The organism is Pseudomonas sp. H3_D04 (assembly GCF_054669175.1).
In genome coordinates this window covers 5,736,649-5,759,228 of record NZ_CP162801.1, presented here as the reverse complement: position 1 = coordinate 5,759,228, position 22,580 = coordinate 5,736,649, and the positions used below count along the sequence as shown (strand labels likewise).

The window sequence follows — 22,580 nt, the reverse complement described above, 5'->3', positions numbered from 1 at the left end:
AGCCCTTACCGTCGGGCGGCCGTCATTATTTTGTCTGATTCAAAACTTGTAGAAGCGCCGCCGTCTGAGCGTCAGGAGTGCCATCGAATCGAGCGGGGCGGAAATGCATTTGAAAGGCCGCCAGTACATGGCGCGTGGCGACATCAAGCTCGCCCGTTTGTGGCGTGGCATAACCCAGTCGGGCCAGCTGTCCCTGATACCAGCTGATGCTCGGCAGTTCTGCTGCGAACTGGGTTTGCTGGCGTGCGACGGCCTGCTCGTTTGGCCAGACGCCTATGCCTTCGCCGGCCAGGCGCTTCCAGGGGAACAGCGGGCCGGGATCGAGCTTGCGCAGCGGCGCGATGTCGCTGTGCCCGATGATGGAACGAGGGTTGATGTTGTAACGCTTGCTGATGTCTTTGAGCAGGAAGATCAGCGACTGAACCTGATCTTCACTGTAGGGATACCAAAGGCGGCCCGTCGGAGTGTCTTTGAAGCCAGGATTGACGATCTCGATGCCAATGGAGCTGGAGTTCAGCCAGGTCCGGCCTTGCCATTCGCTTTCGCCTGCGTGCCAGGACCGAAGATTTTCATCCATCAGCTTATAGATGGTGGCGCCTTTGTCGTCACCGATCAGGTAGTGACTGCTGACCTCGCCGTGGGTCAGCAATTGCAGGGAGCGCTCGAGGGAGGCGGAGGTGTAATGCACCACCACGAACTGAATACGACTGTCGTGATTGGCTGAAGGGTGGCTGGTGTCGATCCGCGGGCCGCTGGCACAACCGGCCAACAGGAGCAGCGACGTAAAGAGGGCAAGACATTTCATGGCAGTAGGCAGTACACGCAAGTCAGTAATGCAACAGTGTAACGTACTGACTTGCGCGCAGAGGGCAAAAGCGCTGTTTTAAATAAAATGGAACAATTGGCTGTCAACCAGCCTCGACGCGATTGCGACCAGCATTTTTCGCACGGTATAGCGCCTGATCGGCTCTTTTAAGCACCAGGTCGCTGTGTTCTCCGGGTTTGAATGCCGTAAAACCTATGGAAATGGTGATGGTTACCCGCTCGCCCTTGAAGTGAAAAGGGCAGGCTTCAATCGATGCGCGCAAAGTATCCAGCAGTTGTGCGCCATTTATCGGTGACGTGTCTGGCATCAGCAAGACAAACTCCTCACCCCCGAACCGCGCAATGAAATCCGTCCCGCGCAGGCGTTTGCGCAACACGCTGGCAATGATTTTCAGCACTTTGTCACCTGCCAGGTGACCGTAGTTATCGTTGATGCGTTTGAAGTGGTCGAGGTCGAGCATCGCCAGCAACAGGATGTTGCCGTGTTGCTGCCATTCGCGGACTTCGTGTTCCAGCCGCTCACTCCAGGCCGCGCGATTGGGCAGGCCGGTGAGGGGATCGAGCAGCGCTTTCTGCCGTTGTTCTTCAAGGTGTTCGCGGTAGCCCAGCGCTTCCTGTTCCATGTGCGCCACGCGTTCGGCCAGGCTTTGCAACCGAGCCGCGACTTCCTGCTCACGTTCGTCGCGCTGTTTCTGGTGTTGATCCATGGTGCCGAGCAGGCCTTCGAGGTGGTTCTCCAGGACGTGCTTGAGGTCGTCCAGGTCCGCCGCCTCTTGCACGCTGCTCTGCAGGCCGTCGACTTGCTCGCGAATCTGCGTATCCATCTCGCGTGCAGCCGAGCGGTTGTCGGCATGGCCGTCGCTGGCAGCTTGCAAGTTGCTCTGGAACGATTCGAGACGTTCGTTGAGTTGTTGCAGGTACGCTTCGAATTCGTGCTGGCCGCTGTCGGTGATCGCCAGCATCAACGTCGCCAGATCATCGAGGATCGGGATCAGTTCGTACCAGTTCAACCCGTTTTGCAGACGATCACGCATCGCTTCGGCTTGTGGTCGATGGCGTTCGGGCAGCGTCAGGTCGTCGAGGAGGCCAAGGAGCGTGTCTTCGATATGCTTGGCGACTGAACTATAGGACGGCTCGGGTGAGTCGGGCAGGGCGTAGAGAACTTCCTCTGGCGCCAGGTGCTCCGCCTCGATAGTCACCGGGGTCAGTTCATCCGGGTTGACTGCCTGTGGCTCTTGCTCGGCTGGCGTTGGATCTATCGGTTGTTCGATGTTCGGCTGGGTCTGTGGCTCTACCGCTTGCGCAGATGCAGTCTCTGACTGAAGCACAGGCGGGACAAACACCACCAATTCCGGAGCAGGTTCCGTTGCCTGTACTTCCAGTGATTCAGGGATCGCAGCGGCAGGTTGGACGTCGATGACCGTTGGCTGTTCGAATGGCGGATGCTCCACCGCGGGGGCGAGATCAACCGTTGCCGGCGGGGTCTCGGCAATCGGTTCGACAGTTTGCAGGGGCGCCGCTTGCACCGCAGGAACGGTGGCCTGCGGGGTGGCCTCATCCGCTTCCCGGTTACCAAAAAGGCGCTGCAGAAAACCGGGGCGATCAGGTTCTGCCGGGGTATCCAGTTGACGTAAGGCTTTGCCTTGCAGGCCACTCAGTTCGCTGAGCAGCAACGGAATCTCACGGGCCTGACTGACTCGACCATCCAGTTGTTTGGCAAAGTTCTTCAGCGTCCGACTGACTTCGCGAGGCAGTGGCAGTGTTTGCAGCTGAGTCACCAGCGCAGTCAATGCGGCGCTGGTCTGGTTGACCCGGGTTTCCCGGCGCTGCTCGGAGTCGAGTACGGCTTTTTCCAGGCGCGGAAGCAGGGCGGCCAGACCGGCGTCCATGTCATCGGTGCGCACGACTTCGCGCATTTCCTTCATGCACTGGTCAACGGCGCGATCGGTGCCTTCTGCGGCCAGGGTGCTGCGCACCAGCCCACGGCGCAGCAAGTCGAGCCGGGCATCCCATCGGCGTTCGAGCTTTTCCTGTTGTTCGATGCTTTTAAGGTATTTCTCTTTCCAGCGCTGTGTTTCGTCGCTCATTCATGGGATCCGCGAAGGGGCAGGACTCAACGCGGGGAATGCATCGGCCGTGAGCGAACCCGGCAGACGAATCTCTACCGCGACGGGCAGGTGATCTGAAATCGGTTGTGCCAGCACTTCGACCTTTTCAAGGGTCAGAGTGGGGCTGAGCAGAATATGGTCGAGGCAGCGCTGCGGGCGCCAGCTGGGGAAGGTCGCTTCCAGTTGCGGTGCTAGCAGACCGAGGTCACGCAACGGTGAGTTCTGCAGCAAATCACTGGCGTGGGTGTTCATGTCGCCCATCAGCACCTGGTGTTTGTAACCGCCGATCAACTCGCGGATGTAAGCCAGTTGCATGCTGCGAGCCCGGGCACCCAGCGCCAGGTGCATCATCACCACCACCAGCGCCTCCGGACCTTCGCCGAAACGCACCAGAATCGCCCCGCGGCCCTTGGGCCCCGGCAGCGGATGATCTTCGATTGCCCACGGGCGCAGGCGGCTGAGCACGCCATTGCTGTGCTGGCCGAGGCGACCGAGATTGCGATTGAGTTGTTGATACCAGTAGGGAAAGGCGCCGAGCTGCGCCAGGTGTTCAACCTGATTGACGTAGCCTGATCGCAGGCTGCCGCCATCGGCTTCCTGCAAGGCGACCAGATCGAAGTCGCCCAGCAGATTGCCGATCTTTTGCAGATTGTCGGCACGCCCGGTGTGCGGCAGCAGATGCTGCCAGCCTCGGGTCAGGTAGTGCCGATAGCGCTCGGTACTGATGCCGACCTGGATATTGAAACTGAGCAAGCGCAGACGGCTGTCTGCGGGCAATCCCGTCGATTCCAGGTGATGCTCGTTGACCCGCGGATCATGCAGGCCAACGACACGTTCAGTTCCCCAGCGGCGCATGGCGGGCCCCGCGCTTAGTTGGCAGCAGCCTTGTTAGCCGCTCGCTCTTTGGCTACCAGTTGGTCGGCCAGTTTCAGCGCTTGTTCGGCGCCGCCGGCAGAACCGATGTCAAAGCGATACTTGCCGTTGACGATCATGGTAGGCACGCCGGTGATTTCATATTTCTTGGCCAGTTCTTTGGCTTTGTTGATCTGGCCCTTGATGGCGAAGGAGTCGAAGGTGGCCAGGAACTTGTCCTTGTCTACGCCTTGAGTGGCCAGGAAGTCGGCCATGTCGTCTTTGTCGGTCAGTTTCTTGTGTTCTTTCTGGATTGCGTTGAATACCGCAGCGTGAACCTTGTTCTCTACGCCCATCGCTTCAAGGGTCAGGAACATCTGGCCGTGTGCGTCCCATGGGCCGCCGAACATGGCAGGGATACGGACGAAGTTCACGTCGGAAGGCAGTTTCTCGACCCAAGGGTTGATCACCGGTTCAAAAGCGTAGCAATGCGGGCAGCCGTACCAGAACAGCTCCACGACTTCGATCTTGCCAGGCACGGCGACCGGAACCGGATTGGTCAGTTCGACATAAGGGGCGGCGGGTGCTTCGGCGGCTTGGGCAGTCATGCCGAACAGGCTGGCAGCGACGAGTGCGGCGCTGATGATCAGATTACGCATGCTTTACTCCTGGACAATTTGGGTCGCCTCGCGCGACCTGTTTTCAGACAGGTCCTGGCGGGCTTGAGTTCTGTAGTGTAACGGCAGCGGCCACAAAAAAGGGCGGCCTGAGCCACCCTTTTTATACTTGCTGCGACGGATTAATAGAGCGTTAACGTTGCAGGAGATGTACTTCCCGCGGCACGCCCGGTTCGCCGGTCTTAGTGCAGGCCTTGAATGTAGCTGGACACCGCAGCGATATCTTCGTCGCTGAGCTTTTTGGCAATGCTTTGCATTGGTTTGGTATCGCCATCGTTGGCACGACCGCCTTCTTCCTTGCGGAAGTCGGTCAATTGCTTGGCAACGTATTGAGCGTGCTGACCACCCAGATGCGGGAAGCCGGCAGCCGCGTTGCCCTTGCCATCCGGAGAGTGGCAGCCGGTGCAGGCTGGCAGGCCCTTGGCCAGGTCGCCACCGCGGAACAAGGCCTCACCGCGAGCCACGACTTTCGGGTCGGCGGCGCCAACGCTGCCTTTCTGGCTGGCGAAGTAAGCGGCGATATCAGCCAGGTCCTGATCGCTCAGGTTGGTCAGCAGGCCGGTCATTTCCAGAACGGTGCGTTTGCCGGACTTGATGTCGTGCAGCTGCTTGTTCAGATAACGCTCGCCCTGGCCTGCCAGTTTCGGAAAGTTAGGCGCCATGCTGTTGCCATCCGGGCCATGACAGGCGCCACATACTGCGGCTTTCGCCTGACCAGCAGTTGCATCACCTGCAGCATGGGCTACGCCGGAGATCCCCACGGTCAACAGCAGACTCACGATCAATTTGTTCATCAGCTAATCCAACTACGGCTAAGGGTTAAAGAGTTATGGACCGGGATCACTCGCTCATCCACTGGATGATTGCCTGGTAATCCTCGGCACTGCAGTCCATGCACAAACCACGCGGCGGCATCGCCTTGAAACCCTGGGTCACGTGTTGCACCAGCGTCCCCATACCTTTCGCCAACCTCGGCGTCCAAGCTTCCTGGTCGCCCTTTTTGGGCGCCATGGGTAGTTGGCCGGAATGACAGGCACCACAAACACGGTTGTACACAGCTTCCGGATCCTGTGTAGCCTGAGCGCTGTAAAGCGGCATCAAGACACCGGCAGCTAGCAGCCATTTCGTCATAAAACGACCTTTTCAGGGTTGAGAGCGTTCTGCGTTCTAATGCGCAATCAAGGTCAATCGCTCTCGTGAACTTCATCCTACGCTGGGACAAAGCGCACACAAAATCTGCGGCATTATATACTGGCGTCACTGAAACGGAAACGACACCGCTTGCCGCGTCCATTCCCGGCGCCGCCCACATCGGAAATCCCATGCAACTCAAGAACCCCATCCTCGGCCTGTGCCAACAGTCCACCTTCATGCTCAGCGCTGCCAAAGTCGATCAATGTCCCGACGACGAAGGCTTTGAAGTGGCCTTCGCCGGGCGTTCCAACGCCGGCAAATCCAGCGCGCTGAACACCCTGACGCACGCCAGCCTGGCGCGAACCTCGAAAACTCCGGGTCGCACGCAGCTCTTGAACTTCTTCAAGCTAGACGATGATCGTCGTCTGGTCGACCTTCCGGGTTACGGTTACGCGAAAGTACCTATCCCGTTGAAGCTGCACTGGCAGCGTCACCTGGAAGCTTATCTGGGTGGTCGCGAAAGTCTGAAAGGCCTGATTTTGATGATGGACATCCGTCATCCAATGACCGATTTCGACCTGTTGATGCTTGACTGGGCCGTCGCCAGTGGCATGCCGATGCACATTTTGCTGACTAAAGCTGACAAGCTGACCTATGGCGCGGCGAAAAACGTGCTGCTCAAGGTTCAGGCAGACATCCGCAAAGGATGGGGCGATGCGATTAGCATCCAGCTGTTCTCGGCGCCAAAGCGCATGGGTCTGGAAGACGCCTACACTGTATTGGCAGGCTGGATGGAGCTGGCGGACAAAGGCTCCGAGGTTGCGGAGCAATAAATCGCAGGCAAAAAAAACCCCGGACTTCTTATGGGGAGGGGGAAGTTCCGGGGTTCAAGTTCCGGACCGCTAGGGCGGGGTCCAGATATCTGCCAACACTTAACACAACATAGGAGCATCGAAGGGCTTCACCAGCCATTCAGTAACTCTGAGTGGCAGTTCACAGGTTTAGTTCCGGAGCTTCAGAAACCATTTGTAATAAGTGTGATTTCTTTCCGAAATAAGGGCTCTTGACCCATCTGCCGCGGCACTATGCCGCAGCAGAAAACGCTCTTTCAGACGGCTCAGTGAGCCTCATCCCAGTTATTGCCTACGCCAACCTCGACCAGAAGCGGTACATCCAGCTTCACGGCGTCGCTCATGTGCACGCGAATTTCATCGCGGACCTGGTCGACCAGATCTTCACGCACCTCAAGCACCAATTCATCGTGCACCTGCAGGATGACTTTGGCGTCGAGGCCCGAGGAGGTCAGCCAGTTATCCACCGCCACCATGGCTTTTTTGATGATGTCCGCCGCCGTACCCTGCATCGGGGCGTTGATCGCCGTGCGTTCTGCGCCTTTGCGCAGGGCCGGGTTTTTCGCGTTGATTTCCGGCAGGTACAGGCGTCGGCCGAAGATCGTTTCGACAAAACCTTGCTCGGCCGCCTGGGTGCGGGTGCGTTCCATGTACGCCAGAACACCCGGATAGCGGGCGAAATAACGGTCGATGTATGCCTGGGATTGCTTGCGATCAACGCCGATCTGCTTGGCCAGGCCAAACGCGCTCATGCCGTAGATCAAACCGAAGTTGATCGCCTTGGCGCTGCGACGTTGATCGGTGGTGACGTCGGCCAGTTCCACGCCGAACACTTCGGCGGCGGTGGCCTTGTGCACGTCCAGGTCATTGCGGAAGGCGTGCAGCAAACCTTCGTCCTTGGCCAGGTGCGCCATGATCCGCAGCTCGATTTGCGAATAGTCCGCCGCCAGCAGCTTGTAGCCCTTTGGCGCGACGAACGCCTGACGAATCCGCCGCCCTTCGGCCGTGCGGATTGGAATGTTCTGCAAGTTCGGATCGCTGGACGACAAGCGCCCGGTCGCCGCGACAGCTTGATGATAGGACGTGTGAATCCGCCCGGTGCGCGGGTTGATCTGTTCCGGCAGGCGATCGGTGTAAGTGCTTTTCAGCTTGCTCATCGAGCGGTACTGCATCAGCACTTTGGGCAACGGGTAATCCTGCTCGGCCAGTTCCGCCAGGACGGCTTCGGCTGTGGACGCCTGGCCCTTGGCGGTTTTGCTGAGGATCGGCAACCCGAGTTTTTCGTACAGGATCACGCCCAATTGCTTCGGCGAGCCCAAGTTGAATTCTTCACCGGCGATGGCGAATGCCTCACGCTCCAGCGCGACCATTTTGTCGCCGAGCTCGACGCTTTGAATGCCGAGCAGGTTGGCATCGACCAACGCGCCCTGGCGTTCGATTCGCGCCAGTACCGGCACCAACGGCATTTCGATTTCGCTCAGGACTTTGCTCAGGCTCGGAATGGCATTGAGCTTTTCCTGCAAGGTCTGGTGCAGGCGCAGCGTCACGTCGGCGTCTTCGGCGGCGTAAGGTCCGGCCAGTTCCAGCGAGATCTGGTCAAACGTCAACTGCTTGGCACCCTTGCCGGCGATGTCCTGAAAACTCGTAGTGGTGTGGTTCAGGTACTTGAGCGCCAGGCTGTCCATGTCGTGGCGGGTCGCGGTGGAATCCAGCACGTAAGATTCGAGCATGGTGTCGAACGCGATGCCTTGCACGGTGATACCGCAATTCTGGTCGCCACCGATGGCGCAGTTGGCGAGGATGTTCATGTCGAACTTGGCGTGCTGGCCGACCTTGAGTTTGTTCGGATCTTCCAGAATCGGTTTCAGCGCGCGCAGCACGGTGTCGCGATCAAGCTGATCCGGCACACCCATGTAGGAATGGGTCAGCGGGATGTAGGCTGCTTCGTTGGCCTGTACAGCAAACGACAGGCCGACAAGCTGCGCCTGCTGCGCATCGATGCCGGTGGTTTCGGTATCAAAGGCGATCAATTTGGCGTCGTTGAGCTTCTTCAGCCACAGGTCGAAATCGGCCTGGGTCAGGATCGTGGTGTATTTGAGCTCGGTCTCGACAGCGGCTTCTTCAGCCACCGGCACGGTAACTTCCTGGCCGGAACGCTTGGCATCACGCTGGTTCTCTTCGAACCAGCTCTTGAATTCGAGCAGGGTGTAGAGCTCAGCGAGTTTGTCGTGATCCGGCCCGCCCATTTGCAGGTCGTCGAGCCCGATGTCCAGCGGCACGTCGATCTTGATGGTTGCCAATTGATAGGAGAGGAATGCCATCTCCTTATGCTCTTCGAGCTTGGCCGGCAGGGTCTTGGCGCCGCGAATCGGCAGGGTCGGAACGATGTCGAGCTGTGCGTACAGCTCGGTCAGACCGCCGTTCACACCCACCAACAGGCCGGAAGCGGTTTTAGGACCAATGCCTGGAACGCCCGGAATGTTGTCGGAAGAATCGCCCATCAGTGCCAGATAATCGATGATCTGCTCGGGAGCGACGCCGAATTTCTCCTTCACGCCCTCCACGTCCAGCGCGCTACCGGTCATGGTGTTGACCAAGGTAATGTGGCCGTCGACCAGTTGCGCCATGTCCTTGTCGCCGGTGGAGATCACCACTGGTCGGTCAGCTGCTGCGCTGCTGCGGGCCAAAGTGCCGATCACGTCATCGGCCTCGACGCCTTCAACGCACAGCAGCGGGAAGCCCAGCGCGATCACGCTCTGATGCAGTGGCTCGATCTGTACGCGCATGTCGTCGGGCATGCTCGGACGATTAGCTTTGTACTCGGCGAACATTTCGTCACGGAATGTCCCGCCCTTGGCGTCGAACACCACGGCGAACGGACTGTCCGGGTACTGCTTGCGCAGACTCTTGAGCATGTTCAACACGCCTTTGACCGCTCCGGTCGGCAAACCCTTGGAAGTGGTCAGCGGCGGCAGGGCGTGAAAGGCGCGGTACAGGTAAGAAGAACCGTCCACCAGGACGAGGGGGGCTTGGCTCATGAGCAGGATCAACCTTTTCGGCGGGTCCGGCGCTAGAATAGCGGGACCGTTGACGACAAAGGGACAAGGTTATCATGCGCACACTAAATCGCCTGTTGCTGGCTGGCTTGTTTGCAACCGTTCCCCTGGCCGTCATGGCGGCGGATGATGCGCCCACACCGGAGCCGGAAGTCACGATCCGCACGGAAGGGGACAAAACGATTCAGGAGTACCGCCAAAACGGTTTCCTGTACGCGATCAAGGTCACGCCGAAGGGCGCACCGCCGTATTTCCTGGTGCGTGCGGATGGGACAGATGCAAACTTCATCCGCTCGGATCAGCCGGATATGCTGATTCCGTCGTGGAAGATTTTTGAATGGAAGTAGTTTCTTAATTTCAATCGGCGCTGGCTCATGCAGCGGCGCCCGTACTGGCAGTTTAAACATGTCTGTGTTCACCCCGCTGGCTCGGCCCGAGCTGGAAACCTTTCTCGCCCCATACGGGCTCGGCCGCCTGCTTGATTTCCAGGGAATTGCCGCCGGTAGTGAAAACACCAATTTCTTCATCAGCCTGGAGCAGGGCGAATTTGTCCTGACCCTGGTCGAGCGCGGTCCGGTTCAGGAGATGCCGTTCTTCATCGAACTGCTCGATGTGCTGCACGAGGCCGATTTGCCGGTGCCTTACGCACTGCGCACCACCGACGGCGTGGCCTTGCGCGAACTGGCCGGCAAGCCTGCGCTGTTGCAACCACGCCTGGCCGGCAAGCACATCAAGGAAGCCAACGCGCAGCATTGCGCCCAAGTCGGCGAGTTGCTGGGCCATCTGCATCTGGCGACCCAGGCCAACATGATCAAGCGCAAAACCGATCGTGGCCTGGACTGGATGCTGGAGGAGGGCACGCAGTTGCTCTCCCACCTGAATGCCGAGCAGAGTGATTTGTTGCAGCGGGCGCTGGACGAAATCACTCAGCAGAAGACGAAAATCCTGGCGTTGCCACGGGCCAACATCCACGCGGATCTGTTCCGCGACAACGCGATGTTCGAAGGCACGCACCTGACCGGGTTGATCGACTTCTACAACGCGTGCTCGGGGCCGATGCTCTACGACGTTGCAATTGCCTTGAATGACTGGTGTTCGGATGACGACGGGCTGATCGATGGGCCGCGGGCGCGGGCGTTGCTCGGGGCCTATGCTGCGTTGCGTCCGTTCACTGCCGCAGAGGCTGAACTGTGGCCGACCATGTTGCGCGTGGCGTGTGTGCGGTTCTGGTTGTCACGGTTGATTGCCGCGGAGTCGTTTGCCGGTCAGGACGTGTTGATTCACGATCCGATGGAGTTTCAGCAGCGGTTGGCGCAGCGGCAGAAGGTCAGTACGCCGCTACCGTTCGCCCTTTAACAGCTTCGCGGGCAAGCCTCGCTCCTACAGGTTTGTGTCGTGCACATTATCTGTGAACGGCACAAATTCCGTAGGAGCGAGGCTTGCCCGCGGATGGGGCGTCGCAGATCCCGCCGTTACAACGACTCCAGACACCCCGCCAAATCATTCCCCAACTTCTCCAGCACCTGCTCATACCCCTGCGCAGTCGCCGGCGTGTACCCGCCCAACGCATCCAGCTCCGCCAATTTCACCGGCAGGCCTGCCACCAGGGTTTCCGCCAGGCGCGGACGCAACGGCGGCTCACTGAACACACAGGTCTTGCCGACTTCCTGCAACCGCGTGCGCATCGCTGCGACGTGCTGGGCGCCCGGCTGGACTTCGGCGGCGACGCTGAATACGCCGGCGTGCTTGAGGCCGTAGGCGTCTTCAAAATAGTCGAAGGCCTCGTGGAATACGAAGTACGGTTTGCCTGCGATGCCGGCCAGACGCGCTTTCAAGCGAAGATCCATTGCATCCAGACGCTCATCGAACGCCTTGAGGTTGCTCTGATAACGCGTGGCGTTGGCCGGATCGGTTGCACTCAAGTCAGCAGCCATTTTTGTGGCGATCACGCGAGCGTTTACCGGAGACAACCACAAATGCGCGTCCAGGCTGCCAAGGCGATGATCGTGGTCATGCTCGTCGGCTTCTTCCGCGTGTGATTGGTTGTCTTCGCCGAAGTGGCGAAGTTTCAGTCCCGGCAGATCCTGCACAGCGACGCTCGGCAGCGTTCGACCGTTCAGCACGCGAGGCAGGAACCCTTCCATGTCTGGACCGATCCAGTAAACCAGATCCACCGATTGCACCTTCCGTACGTCGGAAGGACGCAAGGCATAGTTATGCGGTGAAGCGCCCGGTGGTAGCAGCACTTCCGGGATTGCCACGCCGTCCTGCACCGCAGCGGCAATCAGCTGTAGCGGCTTGATGCTGGTGAGGACTTTGACGTCGGCTTGAGCTGAGCCAATGAACAGAAAACTTGCGGCAAATGTGACAAAGATAGAAAAAAGTCGGGACACGATGACCACTCGAAGAGGCGAGAACGGGTAACATAATAACGTCTCTCACAAAACTCGTCGCCGCTCATGCCTAAAACACCGATTGCCAGCCGTCCACACGACCACTCTCATTGCGTACATAGCGCACTGACTGAGGCCGATGCCTTGTGCGCACGTCAAGGCCTGCGCCTGACCGCCTTGCGTCGGCGGGTGCTGGAGCTGGTGTGGCAAAGTCACAAGCCCTTGGGTGCCTACGACATTCTTGCGGTACTCAGTGAGCAGGATGGCCGCCGCGCTGCGCCGCCTACCGTGTACCGTGCGCTGGATTTCCTGTTGGAAAACGGCCTCGTCCACCGCATCTCCTCGCTCAACGCCTTCGTCGGCTGCAATCACCCGGAGCATGCCCACCAGGGTCAATTCCTGATCTGCCGCGAATGTCACGCCGCCATTGAGCTCGAACAGAAATCCATCAGCGACGCGATCATCAGCAGCGCCAAGGATGTCGGTTTCGTCGTCGAAGGCCAGACCGTTGAAGTGGTCGGCCTCTGCTCGGGTTGCCAGGGGGCTTGATGAGCAATGCGCTGATTCGCCTCGAGCAGGTTGTCGTCACCTTTGCCGGGCAAAACGTGCTGGATAACATCGAGCTGAGCGTCGAGCCGGGGCAGATCGTCACGCTGATCGGCCCGAACGGCGCGGGCAAGACCACGCTGGTGCGCGCGGTGCTCGGTCTGTTGAAGCCGGACAGCGGCAGCGTCTGGCGCAAGCCGAAACTGCGGGTCGGTTACATGCCGCAAAAACTTCACGTCGATCCGACGCTGCCGTTGTCGGTACTGCGCTTTTTGCGTCTGGTGCCCGGCGTGGACCGTGCCAGGGCCTTGGCGGCACTCAAGGAAGTCGGCGCCGAGCAGGTGATCGACAGCCCGGTGCAAAGTGTTTCCGGTGGCGAAATGCAGCGCGTGCTGCTGGCTCGAGCCCTGCTGCGTGAGCCGGAACTGCTGGTGCTCGACGAACCGGTGCAAGGCGTCGATGTGGCCGGCCAAGCCGAGCTCTACAGCCTGATCACGCGGCTGCGCGACCGTCACGGCTGCGGGGTATTGATGGTCTCCCACGATTTGCACCTGGTCATGAGCACCACCGACCAGGTGGTCTGTCTGAATCGTCATGTCTGCTGCTCCGGGCACCCGGAACAAGTCAGCGGCGATCCGGCTTTCGTCGAGCTGTTCGGCAAGAACGCACAAAGCCTGGCGATTTATCACCACCACCACGACCACGCCCATGACCTGCATGGTTCGGTGGTCAACGCGGCCCCGACGGCCCAACCCCATGTCCATGGAGATAGCTGCAAGCATGGCTGATTTTCTGCTCTACGCCCTGCTTGCAGGTCTGGCTTTGGCGCTGGTCGCAGGACCGCTGGGTTCGTTCGTGGTCTGGCGGCGCATGGCCTATTTCGGCGACACCTTGTCCCACGCGGCCTTGCTCGGCGTGGCATTGGGCTTTCTGCTGGATGTCAGCCCTACCGTTGCCGTCACCGTCGGTTGCTTGCTGTTGGCGGTGCTGCTGGTGACGTTGCAACAGCGTCAGCCGCTGGCGTCCGACACGCTTTTGGGAATTCTCGCACCAAGCACGCTCTCTCTGGGCCTGGTCGTACTAAGCTTCATGCACGAAGTGCGGATCGACCTGATGGCGTATCTGTTCGGCGACTTGCTGGCGATCAGCCCGACCGACTTGGCCTGGATACTCGGTGGCAGCGCCGGTGTTCTTGCGTTGCTGGTGACGTTGTGGCGGCCATTGTTGGCGATCACGGTGCATGAAGAACTGGCCCGGGTGGAAGGTTTGCCCGTGCCGGCGCTGCGCCTGGCATTGATGTTGCTGATCGCGGTGGTGATCGCTGTGGCGATGAAAATCGTCGGTGTGTTGCTGATTACTTCGCTGTTGATCATCCCGGCGGCTGCGGCACAACGTCACGCTCGCTCGCCGGAACAGATGGCGCTGGGCGCGAGCCTGCTGGGCATGCTCGCGGTCTGTGGCGGGCTGGCGTTGTCGTGGTTCAAAGACACCCCGGCGGGCCCGTCGATTGTTGTGACGGCCGCCGCACTGTTTCTGCTGAGTTTTGTCCTGCCCCGTCGAGGGGTGTAGACTTGCTCGTTTTTTGCGCAAATAGAGAGTCGCAGGAATGAAGCTGTCAGCCTCCCGTTATCTGCTCCTTGTCGCATTTTCGCTGCTACTGGGCGCTTGCCAAAGCACGCCATCGGCCACCACTGCGGCGACCGATGCCCGGGCCACGGCCATCGCGCAGCTGGAACAAAACCTGGCCAGCAGCGAGCTGGCCACCGCCGAAGACCAGTTGGCGACCTTGCAGGCCCAGTCGCCAGACGATCCGTCCCTCGTGCACTATCAGCGGCAATTGGCCGAAGCCTATCTGCGTCGCAGCCAGATCGTGCTGCAAAAAGGCGATGTGAATGCGGCCGCTACGGCGCTGGCCCGGGCCCGGGCATTAATGCCAAAGGCTCCGGCGCTGACGGGTGGGGTCAACAACGCCATCGTCAATGCCCGTAAAGCTGAACTGGACAGGGCTGAAGCGGCGCTCATGGCAGCCGAGGCCAAGCCACCGGCCAAAGTCATTGATCCTACGGCTGAGAGCACCACAATTGCCTTGAACCTCACGGATATGAGCAAACTTCGCCGTCAATTGGATGCGATTGCCGCCGATGTGGTGAATTACCAGTGCGATGTCAGCATTCAGGCGCCGCGTACCCAGGATTACCCATGGTTGGCGACGTTGCTGACTAAACGGGTGAAGAAGCTGGATTCGGAGTTCGATCTGAATCTGCAGAAGCAGATTCTGCGCAACGTTCCGGCGCAGATCGTCTTGAGTCCGCGTAAACCCTGAAAGCGTCGCGAGCAGACTCGCTCTCACAGTGAATCGGGGTTGATTACACTTTCTATGATCAAACCCAAACCCTGTGGGAGCGAGCCTGCTTGCGAAGGCGCCCTCCCTAACGATACAAAACCTTAAGCCGGAATCGCCTTGGCCTTCGGCTCCCGATCCCAAACCCGATGCTGCCCGATGGCGGCAAAGAACGGTTTGATCAACTTGGCATCCGCACCTACGACCAGCCCCGCATCCACCTCAAGCTTCAACACGTCCAGCAACTGCTTCGCCTCGCCATGCAGCGCAATCGCTTTCAAGTGTTTGTAAGCTTCCAACAGGTAATGCAGCGCTACGCCATCGCCACTCAACGCCTTGATCGACGCCGCGCCACCGGGTACGAACACCGCATCGAATGCCACCGAAGGCAAGCCTTCCATTGAAGCGTCCACCGGCAGTGTCTTGCCATCGGCGGTGGTCACTGGCGCGGAAGTCGGGCCGAGCAGCTTGGCGTGCGCACCTTCTGCCTTCAGCGCCTTCTTCATCGCATCAATCGCAGCACCATCGACACCGTTGGCCGCCAGAATCGCCACTTTCCGCGTTTTGATATCCCCCGGCAGCAGGTTGGCCTGGCTCAAGGCCGGTGAGCGATCGAGTGAAGTTTTACGCACTTCGACGGTGCCAGCCTTCGGCGCCGGCAAACCAAGGTTCTGCGCCACGCGTTTGGCCAGTTCCAGATCGATATTGGCCAGGATCTCGTTCACCTGACGTGCACGGATGAATTCACGCTCAACCTTGCCCAGCTCAAAGCTGTAAGCCGAGATGATGTGTTCCTGCTCGTGCTTGCTCATGCTGTGGAAAAACAGGCGCGCTTGGGAGAAGTGATCGCCGAACGACTCGCTGCGCTGGCGAATCTTGTTGGCGTCGATGCGCTCTGGATAGGTCTCGAATCCACCGTCCTGCGCGGCAGGCGGCGTTTCTTTCGGCCAACCGCCATCGATGGAATTCGGCTCGTAGGAGGCGCGCCCCTTGTCGATGGTGGTGCGATGCAGCGCATCCCGCTGGCCGTTATGGAAGGGTGCTACGGGACGGTTGATCGGGATCTCGTGAAAATTCGGCCCACCGAGTCGGCTGATCTGCGTATCGGTGTAGGAAAACAGCCGCCCTTGCAGCAGCGGATCATTGGAGAAGTCGATGCCCGGCACGATATGGCCCGGGCAGAACGCAACCTGCTCGGTTTCGGCGAAGAAATTATCCGGGTTGCGGTTGAGCACCATCTTGCCCAGCGGGGTAATGGGCACCAGTTCTTCCGGGATCAGTTTGGTCGGGTCGAGGATGTCGAAGTCGAAGTTATGTTCGTTTTCTTCTTCGATGACCTGCACGCCCAACTCCCACTCCGGGTAGTCGCCCATCTCGATCGACTCCCACAGATCGCGGCGGTGGTAATCGGTGTCTTTACCGGCGAGCTTCTGCGCTTCATCCCACACCAGTGAGCAAGTACCGGCGGTAGGGCGCCAGTGGAATTTGACGAAGCGTGATTTTCCTTCGGCATTGATCAAGCGGAACGTGTGTACGCCAAAGCCCTGCATGCTGCGCAGGCTTTTCGGGATCGCCCGGTCGGACATGGCCCAGATCACCATGTGCGCCGACTCTGGCACCAGCGAGACGAAATCCCAGAAGGTGTCGTGAGCCGAGCCGCCGGTAGGGATCTCGTTGTGTGGCTCCGGTTTCACCGCGTGCACGAAGTCAGGGAACTTGATCGCATCCTGAATGAAAAACACCGGCATGTTATTGCCCACCAGGTCGAAGTTGCCTTCGTCGGTGAACAACTTCACGGCGAAACCTCGCACGTCCCGCACGGTATCGCCTGACCCTCGCGGGCCCTGCACCGTGGAAAAGCGCACGAAGACCGGGGTTTTCTTGCCGGGATCTTGTAGGAAACCGGCTTTGGTCAGTACGGAATGGTTTTCATAGGTCTGGAAAAAACCATGAGCGCCAGTGCCCCGAGCATGGACGATGCGCTCTGGAATGCGCTCATGGTCAAAATGCGTGATTTTTTCACGCATGATGAAGTCTTCCAGCAACGACGGCCCGCGCGCGCCGACCTTCAACGTGTTTTGGTTGTCCGAAACCTTCACGCCCTGATTGGTGCGCAGGGCTTGTTCGGTGGCGTCGGAGCGAAACTTTTCCAGGCTCTCGAGCTTGGCATTGGTGTTGCCGCGGTCCAGGGTATCGGTCCCGGCCAGTGCGCTTTTAGGTGCGGCAGGCTTTTTAGTACTCATCAGTCGTAAACTCCTCGTTGCGATCCCGTAGCCAGGACTTATATGCATTCCCCAGGCACGGCACCGGGGGCGTTTTCGAGTTGCCTTATTAGTGACTGGCGAGCTTTTTAGCCGTTCCTTTTTTCTAACCTTCGATCGCGTTATTGCCAAATGGAAGGTTGAATGCGGAATAAATGCTAATAACCTCTATACGGACAGGCTAAAATGCGCGCCCGGCTAACCGCTGACCCTTTTCCAACGCGCCCCACAAGGTTCGCTACGTGATCGAGTTTCAAAACGTCCACAAAACCTACCGCGTCGCCGGTAAGGATATTCCCGCCCTGCACCCGACCAGTCTGACGATTGAGAACGGTCAGGTCTTCGGCCTGATCGGTCACTCCGGCGCGGGAAAAAGTACCCTGCTGCGTCTGATCAATCGCCTGGAAGAGTCCAGCGGCGGCAAGATCTTCGTCGACGGCGAAGAAGTCACCGCGCTCGACGCCAACAGCCTGCGCCGCTTCCGCCAGCAGGTCGGGATGATTTTCCAGCACTTCAACCTGCTGGCGTCCAAGACCGTGGCCGACAACGTCGCGCTGCCGCTGACCCTGGCCGGTGAACTGTCGCGCAGCGAGATTGACCAGCGTGTCGCCGAGTTGCTGGCGCGGGTCGGTCTGTCTGACCACGCCAAAAAGTACCCGGCGCAGCTGTCCGGCGGCCAGAAGCAGCGCGTCGGCATTGCCCGCGCCCTGGCGACCAAGCCGAAAATCCTGCTGTGCGATGAAGCCACCAGCGCCCTGGACCCACAGACCACGGCGTCGGTCCTGCAATTGCTGGCTGAGATCAATCGCGAGCTGAAACTGACCATCGTCCTGATTACCCACGAGATGGACGTGATCCGCCGGGTCTGCGACCAGGTCGCCGTAATGGACGCGGGTGTGATCGTCGAGCAAGGTTCGGTGGCCCAGGTGTTCCTGCATCCGAAACACCCGACCACCAAACGTTTCGTGCAAGAAGACGAGCAGATCGATGAAAGCGAACAGCGTGACGACTTCTCCCATGTGCCGGGCCGCATCGTGCGTCTGACCTTCCAGGGCGAAGCGACCTACGCACCACTGTTGGGGACCGTCGCTCGGGAAACGGGCGTGGACTACAGCATCCTGGCCGGTCGTATCGACCGCATCAAAGACGTCCCTTACGGGCAATTGACCCTGGCTGTTACCGGTGGCGACATGGAGGCGGCGTTCGCCCACTTCACCGCAGCTGACGTCCACATGGAGGTCCTGCGCTGATGGAAGTCCTGACAAGTTTCTTCGTTAACATCGACTGGTTCGAAATCTGGCTGGCTACCGGCGATACCCTGCTGATGCTCTTCGGTTCGTTGTTGTTCACCGTGTTGCTCGGCCTCCCGCTGGGTGTGTTGTTGTTCCTGTGCAGTCCGCGTCAGTTGCTGGAATCCAGAACGCTATACGCCGTGCTGTCGCTGGTGGTGAACATCCTGCGTTCGCTGCCGTTCATCATTTTGCTGATCGTGATGATCCCGTTCACCGTGCTGATCACCGGCACCTCGCTCGGCGTCGCCGGTGCGATCCCGCCGCTGGTAGTGGGTGCCACGCCGTTCTTCGGGCGACTGGTGGAAACCGCCCTGCGTGAAGTGGATCGCGGCATCATCGAAGCCACCCAGGCCATGGGTGCGACGACCCGGCAGATCATCATCAACGCCCTACTGCCAGAAGCCCGCCCGGGCATTTACGCGGCGATTACGGTGACGGCTATTACACTGGTGTCCTACACGGCGATGGCCGGTGTGGTCGGTGCCGGTGGGTTGGGCGACCTGGCGATCCGTTTTGGTTATCAGCGTTTCCAGACCGATGTGATGATCGTCACCGTGGTGCTGTTGCTGGTGCTGGTGCAGGTTCTGCAAATGGTTGGTGACAAACTGGTCGTCCATTTCTCCAGAAAATAAACAGTTCTCGTAAACAAGACATGAGCCGGCCATTCGCTGGCAGGCGCCAAATCCAGGCGCCGCAAGCGGGTACCCACAAGGAGTTAGCTGAATGAAAAAACTACTCGTCGCGTTCGCAGCCGTTGCAGCGTTTTCCGCTCACGCTGACACTCTGACCGTTGCAGCCACCCCGGTGCCGCACGCGGAAATCCTCGAATTCGTCAAACCGGCCCTGGCCAAAGACGGCGTGGACCTGAAGGTCAAAGTGTTCACTGACTACATCCAGCCAAACGTGCAGGTTGCCGAAAAACGCCTGGACGCCAACTTCTTCCAGCACCAGCCGTACCTCGATGAGTTCAACAAGGCCAAGGGCACCGACCTGGTCGCCGTTGCCGGTGTACACCTGGAACCGCTGGGCGCTTACTCCAGCAAGTACAAGGCCCTGACCGAACTGCCAGGCGGCGCCAACGTGGTGATCCCGAACGACGCCACCAACGGCGGTCGCGCGCTGTTGCTGCTGGCCAAGGCCGGCCTGATCAAGTTGAAGGATTCCAACAACATCCTCTCGACGGTCAAGGACATCACCGAGAACACCAAGGACCTGAAATTCCGTGAGCTGGAAGCCGCGACCATCCCGCGCGTGCTGACCCAGGTCGACCTGGCGCTGATCAACACCAACTACGCGCTGGAAGCCAAGCTCGATCCGTCCAAGGATGCACTGGTCATCGAAGGCAACGACTCGCCTTACGTGAACATCCTCGTAGCCCGCCCGGACGACAAGGACAGCGAAGACATGAAGAAACTGGTTGCTGCGCTGCACAGCCCGGAAGTGAAGGCCTTTATCCTCGAGAAGTACAAAGGCGCGGTATTGCCGGCGTTCTGATCTGAGTCGTTAACAAAAAATGGGGCGCATCGAATGCGCCCCATTTTTTTATGCCTGAAACACCGTCCCCTGTAGGAGCCAGGCTTGCCGGCGACGGCGATCTCACGGGCGCTTTCGCCGGCAAGCCTGGCTCCTACAGGGGGCGTGGTGTTTATTTGCGGTTGAGCATCACCGGCAACTGCGCCACCAACTTGGCGTTATTCAGCGGTGCACGAATGAAGCCACGCTGTGTCCCGTCCGGCCCGATCACCGCGAGGTTGCCGCTGTGATCAACCGTGTAATTCGGCTTGCTGGTGTCTGCCGGAATGAACGGAATGCTCACCGCATTGGCCAGTTTCTGAATGTCTTCAATCGACGAAGGCGTCAGGCCTGTGAACTGCGGATCGAAGTAGCCCAGGTACTGCTTGAGCTGCTTGGGCGTGTCGCGGTTCGGGTCGACGCTGACCAGGATGATCTGCAACTTCGCCACAGCCTCTGGCGGCAGTTCACTTTTGATCTGGCGCAGCTGGGCGAGGGTGGTCGGGCAGATGTCGGGGCAGAAGGTGTAGCCGAAGAACAGCAGTGACCATTTGTCTTTCAGCTCGTTGACCATCACCGGCTTGCCGTCCTGATCGGTCATCGTCACGTTTGGCAGGTTGCGGCTTTGCGGCAGCAAAATGATCCCGGCATCGATCAATGCCGTAGGATCGCCCTGGCCTTTTCCGGACAGCACTTTGTTGATGGTCAGGCCCAGAACCAGCGCGATCAGGGCGACGAGGATAAAGACGGTTTTCTGAGTTCGAGTCATAGGTTCAACAGTAAGTAGTGGTCTACGAGCAGCGCGATAAACAGCAGGAACAAGTAGTAGATAGAGTACTTGAAGGTGTTGATCGCCGCGTGCGGCCGAGTGCCACGGTACAGCACCACGGCCCATTGCAGAAACCTTGCGCCCAGTCCCAGGGCGCAAATCAGGTAAAGCATGCCGCTCATGTGGATCACGTAGGGCATCAGGCTGACCGCCAGCAGCGCGAAGGTATAAAGCAGGATGTGGACCTTGGTGTAATGCTCGCCATGGGTCACCGGCAACATCGGGATGTTGGCCTTGGCATATTCCTCTTTGCGGTGAATGGCCAGGGCCCAGAAGTGAGGCGGGGTCCAGGCGAAAATGATCAACACCAGCAACAGGGGTTCGGCGCTGACATGACCGGTGGCCGCGGTCCAGCCGAGCAACGGCGGGGCAGCGCCGGCCAGGCCACCGATAACGATGTTCTGCGGCGTCGCGCGCTTCAGGAAACCGGTATAGATCACCGCATAACCGAGCAGGGACGCGAGGGTCAGCCAGGCCGTCAGCGCATTGGTGAAGGCCAGCAGCACGGCTTGCCCAATCACCGCCAATACCAGGGCAAATGTCAGCGCCGCCGCAGGTGAAACCCGCCCTTCAGCCAAGGGACGTTTGTGGGTACGCGCCATCACTGCATCGATACGCCGGTCCACCACATGATTCACCGCCGCCGCACCCCCGGCACACAACGCGATCCCCAGGTTGCCGAACACCAGCACCGTCCACGGCACCCCGGCGCGGGTCGCGAGGAACATGCCGACCAGCGAGGTGATGAGCATCAGCACCACCACTTTAGGCTTGGTCAGCTCCAGGTAGTCACGCCAGATCGCCTGACTGTGACGTTCGCCGATCAAAGTCGCCATGGCATCTCTCCTTTTATTGTTATGGGCCCGGCTGAGTGTTTACGCGGGCTGAACCGCCAGCGTGCAAGGTTTTGCTGTTTGACCCGAACCAGGCTGGTTCGCGCGTGATAATTGACCAGCACCATCGTGAGCAACAGCGCTGCGCCCCCCGCGTTATGCGCGACCGCGACCGGCAGCGGCAGGTGGAACAAGACGTTGCTGATACCGAGGGTGATTTGGGCCGCAAGGGCGATCAGCACCATTGCGGCCAAGCGCGTCATGCCAACCACTTTCAGTTGCCAGGCCAGCCCCAGCAGCACGAGCGTCACCAGCAACGCGCCGATGCGGTGAGTCAGATGGATCGCTGTGCGGGCATCACTGTCCAGTTGCCCGCCCAGGTAATTGGGGCCGATGTGTTGGGTCAGGTGAAAACCGTTGGCGAAATCAGCCGGTGGCAGCCATTGCCCATGGCAGGTCGGGAAGTCGATGCAAGCCACGGCTGCATAGTTGGAACTGACCCAGCCCCCGAGGGCGATTTGCAGGATTACCAGCAGCAACCCGGCCGTCGCCCAGTGCTGCAAACGCCGTGGCACGGTCAGCGCCGGCAGTACGCCGGACAGGCGCAAGGTCAGCAAAAACAGCAGGCTCAAGGTCGCAAAACCGCCGAGCAAATGCCCGGTCACCACCTGCGGCCAGAGCTTGAGCGTCACCGTCCACATGCCGAACGCCGCTTGGGCGATGACAACCACCAGCAGAAACAGCGGCAGCTTCACCGGTTGCCCCGGATGATGACGATGCATCCAGGCGCGACCGGCCAGCACTGAAATCAACAACCCGAGGGTGCCGGCGAAATAGCGGTGGACCATCTCGTTCCAGCCTTTGTGGGCTTCGACGGGTGCATCGGGAAAATGCAATTCGGCATGGGCCAGTTGGGCTTCGCTTTTCGGCACGCTGATAAAGCCGTAGCAACCCGGCCAGTCCGGGCAGCCGAGGCCGGCGTGGGTCAGGCGGGTGTAGGCGCCGAGCAACACCACAATCAGTGCCAGCAAGGTGGCAAACAGCGCGAGGCGAAATCCAGGTTTGGCCAT

At 59.6% G+C, this 22,580-nt stretch carries 22 protein-coding genes; 10 read left to right on the top strand and 12 right to left on the bottom strand.

Going from position 1 to position 22,580, the window contains the following annotated elements; all coding sequences use genetic code 11:
* Positions 1-25: 25 nt before the first annotated feature.
* From AB4N91_RS26465 to AB4N91_RS26440, 6 genes are all read right to left on the bottom strand, one after another.
* Positions 26-805: an N-acetylmuramoyl-L-alanine amidase gene (locus tag AB4N91_RS26465; RefSeq protein ID WP_077748832.1), complete on the bottom strand. Its 780-nt coding sequence runs from the start codon at positions 803-805 to the stop codon at positions 26-28.
* A gap of 103 nt (positions 806-908) precedes the next feature.
* Positions 909-2,912: a GGDEF domain-containing protein gene (locus tag AB4N91_RS26460; protein WP_460111902.1), complete on the bottom strand. Its 2,004-nt coding sequence runs from the start codon at positions 2,910-2,912 to the stop codon at positions 909-911.
* Positions 2,913-3,788 carry an endonuclease/exonuclease/phosphatase family protein gene (locus tag AB4N91_RS26455; RefSeq protein WP_010465613.1) on the bottom strand — a complete coding sequence of 292 codons (876 nt, stop codon included), beginning with the start codon at positions 3,786-3,788 and terminating at the stop codon, positions 2,913-2,915. It abuts the gene before it with no gap.
* 14 nt (positions 3,789-3,802) lie between these two features.
* Positions 3,803-4,444, bottom strand: coding sequence for a thiol:disulfide interchange protein DsbA/DsbL (locus tag AB4N91_RS26450; protein ID WP_145306404.1), 642 nt, complete (start codon positions 4,442-4,444; stop codon positions 3,803-3,805).
* Positions 4,445-4,644: 200 nt separating this feature from the next.
* Positions 4,645-5,256: a c-type cytochrome gene (locus AB4N91_RS26445; protein WP_010465618.1), complete on the bottom strand. Its 612-nt coding sequence runs from the start codon at positions 5,254-5,256 to the stop codon at positions 4,645-4,647.
* 46 nt (positions 5,257-5,302) lie between these two features.
* Positions 5,303-5,593, bottom strand: coding sequence for a c-type cytochrome (locus AB4N91_RS26440; protein ID WP_010465620.1), 291 nt, complete (start codon positions 5,591-5,593; stop codon positions 5,303-5,305).
* Between the two features lie 191 nt (positions 5,594-5,784).
* Here AB4N91_RS26440 and yihA point away from each other — a divergent pair, with 191 nt between their 5' ends.
* On the top strand, positions 5,785-6,429 hold the full coding sequence (gene yihA, locus AB4N91_RS26435) for a ribosome biogenesis GTP-binding protein YihA/YsxC (protein ID WP_010465622.1): 645 nt from the start codon (positions 5,785-5,787) through the stop codon (positions 6,427-6,429).
* 284 nt (positions 6,430-6,713) lie between these two features.
* Here the strand turns inward: yihA and polA are convergent, their stop codons facing one another.
* Entirely contained in the window at positions 6,714-9,485 is a 2,772-nt protein-coding gene (gene polA / locus AB4N91_RS26430) for a DNA polymerase I (RefSeq protein WP_169858122.1), read from the bottom strand.
* Between the two features lie 74 nt (positions 9,486-9,559).
* Here polA and AB4N91_RS26425 point away from each other — a divergent pair, with 74 nt between their 5' ends.
* Together AB4N91_RS26425 and AB4N91_RS26420 are read left to right on the top strand one after the other, a co-directional pair.
* Positions 9,560-9,850: a DUF2782 domain-containing protein gene (locus AB4N91_RS26425; RefSeq protein WP_076029142.1), complete on the top strand. Its 291-nt coding sequence runs from the start codon at positions 9,560-9,562 to the stop codon at positions 9,848-9,850.
* Between the two features lie 58 nt (positions 9,851-9,908).
* Positions 9,909-10,859, top strand: a complete 951-nt coding sequence (locus AB4N91_RS26420; RefSeq protein ID WP_083375345.1) for a homoserine kinase — start codon at positions 9,909-9,911, stop codon at positions 10,857-10,859.
* A 116-nt stretch (positions 10,860-10,975) separates the two neighbouring features.
* Here the strand turns inward: AB4N91_RS26420 and AB4N91_RS26415 are convergent, their stop codons facing one another.
* Positions 10,976-11,896 (bottom strand): zinc ABC transporter substrate-binding protein, encoded by a 921-nt coding sequence (locus AB4N91_RS26415; RefSeq protein ID WP_154913665.1) that lies wholly within the window; start codon positions 11,894-11,896, stop codon positions 10,976-10,978.
* 66 nt (positions 11,897-11,962) lie between these two features.
* On the opposite strand from AB4N91_RS26415, the gene zur reads away from it, so the two are divergent.
* Genes zur through AB4N91_RS26395 form a run of 4 tightly spaced genes read left to right on the top strand, consistent with a single transcriptional unit; the run spans position 11,963 to position 14,765 of the window.
* On the top strand, positions 11,963-12,445 hold the full coding sequence (zur, locus tag AB4N91_RS26410) for a zinc uptake transcriptional repressor Zur (protein ID WP_010465632.1): 483 nt from the start codon (positions 11,963-11,965) through the stop codon (positions 12,443-12,445).
* Complete coding sequence (gene znuC, locus AB4N91_RS26405; RefSeq protein ID WP_010465634.1) at positions 12,445-13,230, top strand: zinc ABC transporter ATP-binding protein ZnuC; 786 nt, start codon at positions 12,445-12,447, stop codon at positions 13,228-13,230. The genes zur and znuC overlap by 1 nt, the downstream gene beginning before the upstream one ends.
* Positions 13,223-14,011 carry a zinc ABC transporter permease subunit ZnuB gene (gene znuB, locus AB4N91_RS26400; RefSeq protein ID WP_010465635.1) on the top strand — a complete coding sequence of 263 codons (789 nt, stop codon included), beginning with the start codon at positions 13,223-13,225 and terminating at the stop codon, positions 14,009-14,011. The genes znuC and znuB overlap by 8 nt, the downstream gene beginning before the upstream one ends.
* A gap of 37 nt (positions 14,012-14,048) precedes the next feature.
* A complete protein-coding gene (locus AB4N91_RS26395; RefSeq protein WP_102594700.1) occupies positions 14,049-14,765 on the top strand; it encodes a PA5502 family lipoprotein in 717 nt (238 codons plus the stop codon).
* A gap of 122 nt (positions 14,766-14,887) precedes the next feature.
* Here AB4N91_RS26395 and katE read toward each other — a convergent pair whose 3' ends face one another.
* Entirely contained in the window at positions 14,888-17,026 is a 2,139-nt protein-coding gene (katE, locus tag AB4N91_RS26390) for a catalase HPII (RefSeq protein ID WP_460111901.1), read from the bottom strand.
* A gap of 260 nt (positions 17,027-17,286) precedes the next feature.
* Here katE and AB4N91_RS26385 point away from each other — a divergent pair, with 260 nt between their 5' ends.
* From AB4N91_RS26385 to AB4N91_RS26375, 3 genes are all read left to right on the top strand, one after another.
* Positions 17,287-18,294 (top strand): methionine ABC transporter ATP-binding protein, encoded by a 1,008-nt coding sequence (locus tag AB4N91_RS26385; protein ID WP_010465641.1) that lies wholly within the window; start codon positions 17,287-17,289, stop codon positions 18,292-18,294.
* Entirely contained in the window at positions 18,294-18,968 is a 675-nt protein-coding gene (locus AB4N91_RS26380; RefSeq protein ID WP_010465643.1) for a methionine ABC transporter permease, read from the top strand. Before AB4N91_RS26385 ends, AB4N91_RS26380 begins: the two co-directional genes overlap by 1 nt.
* Before the next feature lie 91 nt (positions 18,969-19,059).
* The gene (locus AB4N91_RS26375; protein ID WP_460111900.1) at positions 19,060-19,830 is read left to right on the top strand and encodes a MetQ/NlpA family ABC transporter substrate-binding protein; all 771 of its coding nucleotides are present in this window, start codon (positions 19,060-19,062) and stop codon (positions 19,828-19,830) included.
* A 151-nt stretch (positions 19,831-19,981) separates the two neighbouring features.
* On the opposite strand, the gene AB4N91_RS26370 is transcribed toward AB4N91_RS26375, so the two are convergent.
* Genes AB4N91_RS26370 through AB4N91_RS26360 form a run of 3 tightly spaced genes read right to left on the bottom strand, consistent with a single transcriptional unit; the run spans position 19,982 to position 22,580 of the window.
* Entirely contained in the window at positions 19,982-20,617 is a 636-nt protein-coding gene (locus AB4N91_RS26370; protein WP_010465646.1) for an SCO family protein, read from the bottom strand.
* A complete protein-coding gene (cyoE, locus tag AB4N91_RS26365) occupies positions 20,614-21,513 on the bottom strand; it encodes a heme o synthase (protein ID WP_010465648.1) in 900 nt (299 codons plus the stop codon). Before cyoE ends, AB4N91_RS26370 begins: the two co-directional genes overlap by 4 nt.
* The gene (locus tag AB4N91_RS26360) at positions 21,501-22,580 is read right to left on the bottom strand and encodes a COX15/CtaA family protein (RefSeq protein WP_010465651.1); all 1,080 of its coding nucleotides are present in this window, start codon (positions 22,578-22,580) and stop codon (positions 21,501-21,503) included. The genes cyoE and AB4N91_RS26360 overlap by 13 nt, the downstream gene beginning before the upstream one ends.

Excerpts from the sequence above, each read along its gene's own strand:
- AB4N91_RS26465 (WP_077748832.1), bottom strand. The coding sequence starts at position 805 with ATGAAATGTCTTGCCCTCTTTACGTCGCTGCTCCTGTTGGCCGGTTGT.
- AB4N91_RS26460 (WP_460111902.1), bottom strand. The coding sequence starts at position 2,912 with ATGAGCGACGAAACACAGCGCTGGAAAGAGAAATACCTTAAAAGCATC.
- AB4N91_RS26455 (WP_010465613.1), bottom strand. The coding sequence starts at position 3,788 with ATGCGCCGCTGGGGAACTGAACGTGTCGTTGGCCTGCATGATCCGCGG.
- AB4N91_RS26450 (WP_145306404.1), bottom strand. The coding sequence starts at position 4,444 with ATGCGTAATCTGATCATCAGCGCCGCACTCGTCGCTGCCAGCCTGTTC.
- AB4N91_RS26445 (WP_010465618.1), bottom strand. The coding sequence starts at position 5,256 with ATGAACAAATTGATCGTGAGTCTGCTGTTGACCGTGGGGATCTCCGGC.
- AB4N91_RS26440 (WP_010465620.1), bottom strand. The coding sequence starts at position 5,593 with ATGACGAAATGGCTGCTAGCTGCCGGTGTCTTGATGCCGCTTTACAGC.
- yihA (WP_010465622.1), top strand. The coding sequence starts at position 5,785 with ATGCAACTCAAGAACCCCATCCTCGGCCTGTGCCAACAGTCCACCTTC.
- polA (WP_169858122.1), bottom strand. The coding sequence starts at position 9,485 with ATGAGCCAAGCCCCCCTCGTCCTGGTGGACGGTTCTTCTTACCTGTAC.
- AB4N91_RS26425 (WP_076029142.1), top strand. The coding sequence starts at position 9,560 with ATGCGCACACTAAATCGCCTGTTGCTGGCTGGCTTGTTTGCAACCGTT.
- AB4N91_RS26420 (WP_083375345.1), top strand. The coding sequence starts at position 9,909 with ATGTCTGTGTTCACCCCGCTGGCTCGGCCCGAGCTGGAAACCTTTCTC.
- zur (WP_010465632.1), top strand. The coding sequence starts at position 11,963 with ATGCCTAAAACACCGATTGCCAGCCGTCCACACGACCACTCTCATTGC.
- znuC (WP_010465634.1), top strand. The coding sequence starts at position 12,445 with ATGAGCAATGCGCTGATTCGCCTCGAGCAGGTTGTCGTCACCTTTGCC.
- znuB (WP_010465635.1), top strand. The coding sequence starts at position 13,223 with ATGGCTGATTTTCTGCTCTACGCCCTGCTTGCAGGTCTGGCTTTGGCG.
- AB4N91_RS26395 (WP_102594700.1), top strand. The coding sequence starts at position 14,049 with ATGAAGCTGTCAGCCTCCCGTTATCTGCTCCTTGTCGCATTTTCGCTG.
- katE (WP_460111901.1), bottom strand. The coding sequence starts at position 17,026 with ATGAGTACTAAAAAGCCTGCCGCACCTAAAAGCGCACTGGCCGGGACC.
- AB4N91_RS26380 (WP_010465643.1), top strand. The coding sequence starts at position 18,294 with ATGGAAGTCCTGACAAGTTTCTTCGTTAACATCGACTGGTTCGAAATC.
- AB4N91_RS26375 (WP_460111900.1), top strand. The coding sequence starts at position 19,060 with ATGAAAAAACTACTCGTCGCGTTCGCAGCCGTTGCAGCGTTTTCCGCT.
- AB4N91_RS26370 (WP_010465646.1), bottom strand. The coding sequence starts at position 20,617 with ATGACTCGAACTCAGAAAACCGTCTTTATCCTCGTCGCCCTGATCGCG.
- cyoE (WP_010465648.1), bottom strand. The coding sequence starts at position 21,513 with ATGGCGACTTTGATCGGCGAACGTCACAGTCAGGCGATCTGGCGTGAC.
- AB4N91_RS26360 (WP_010465651.1), bottom strand. The coding sequence starts at position 22,580 with ATGGCCAAACCTGGATTTCGCCTCGCGCTGTTTGCCACCTTGCTGGCA.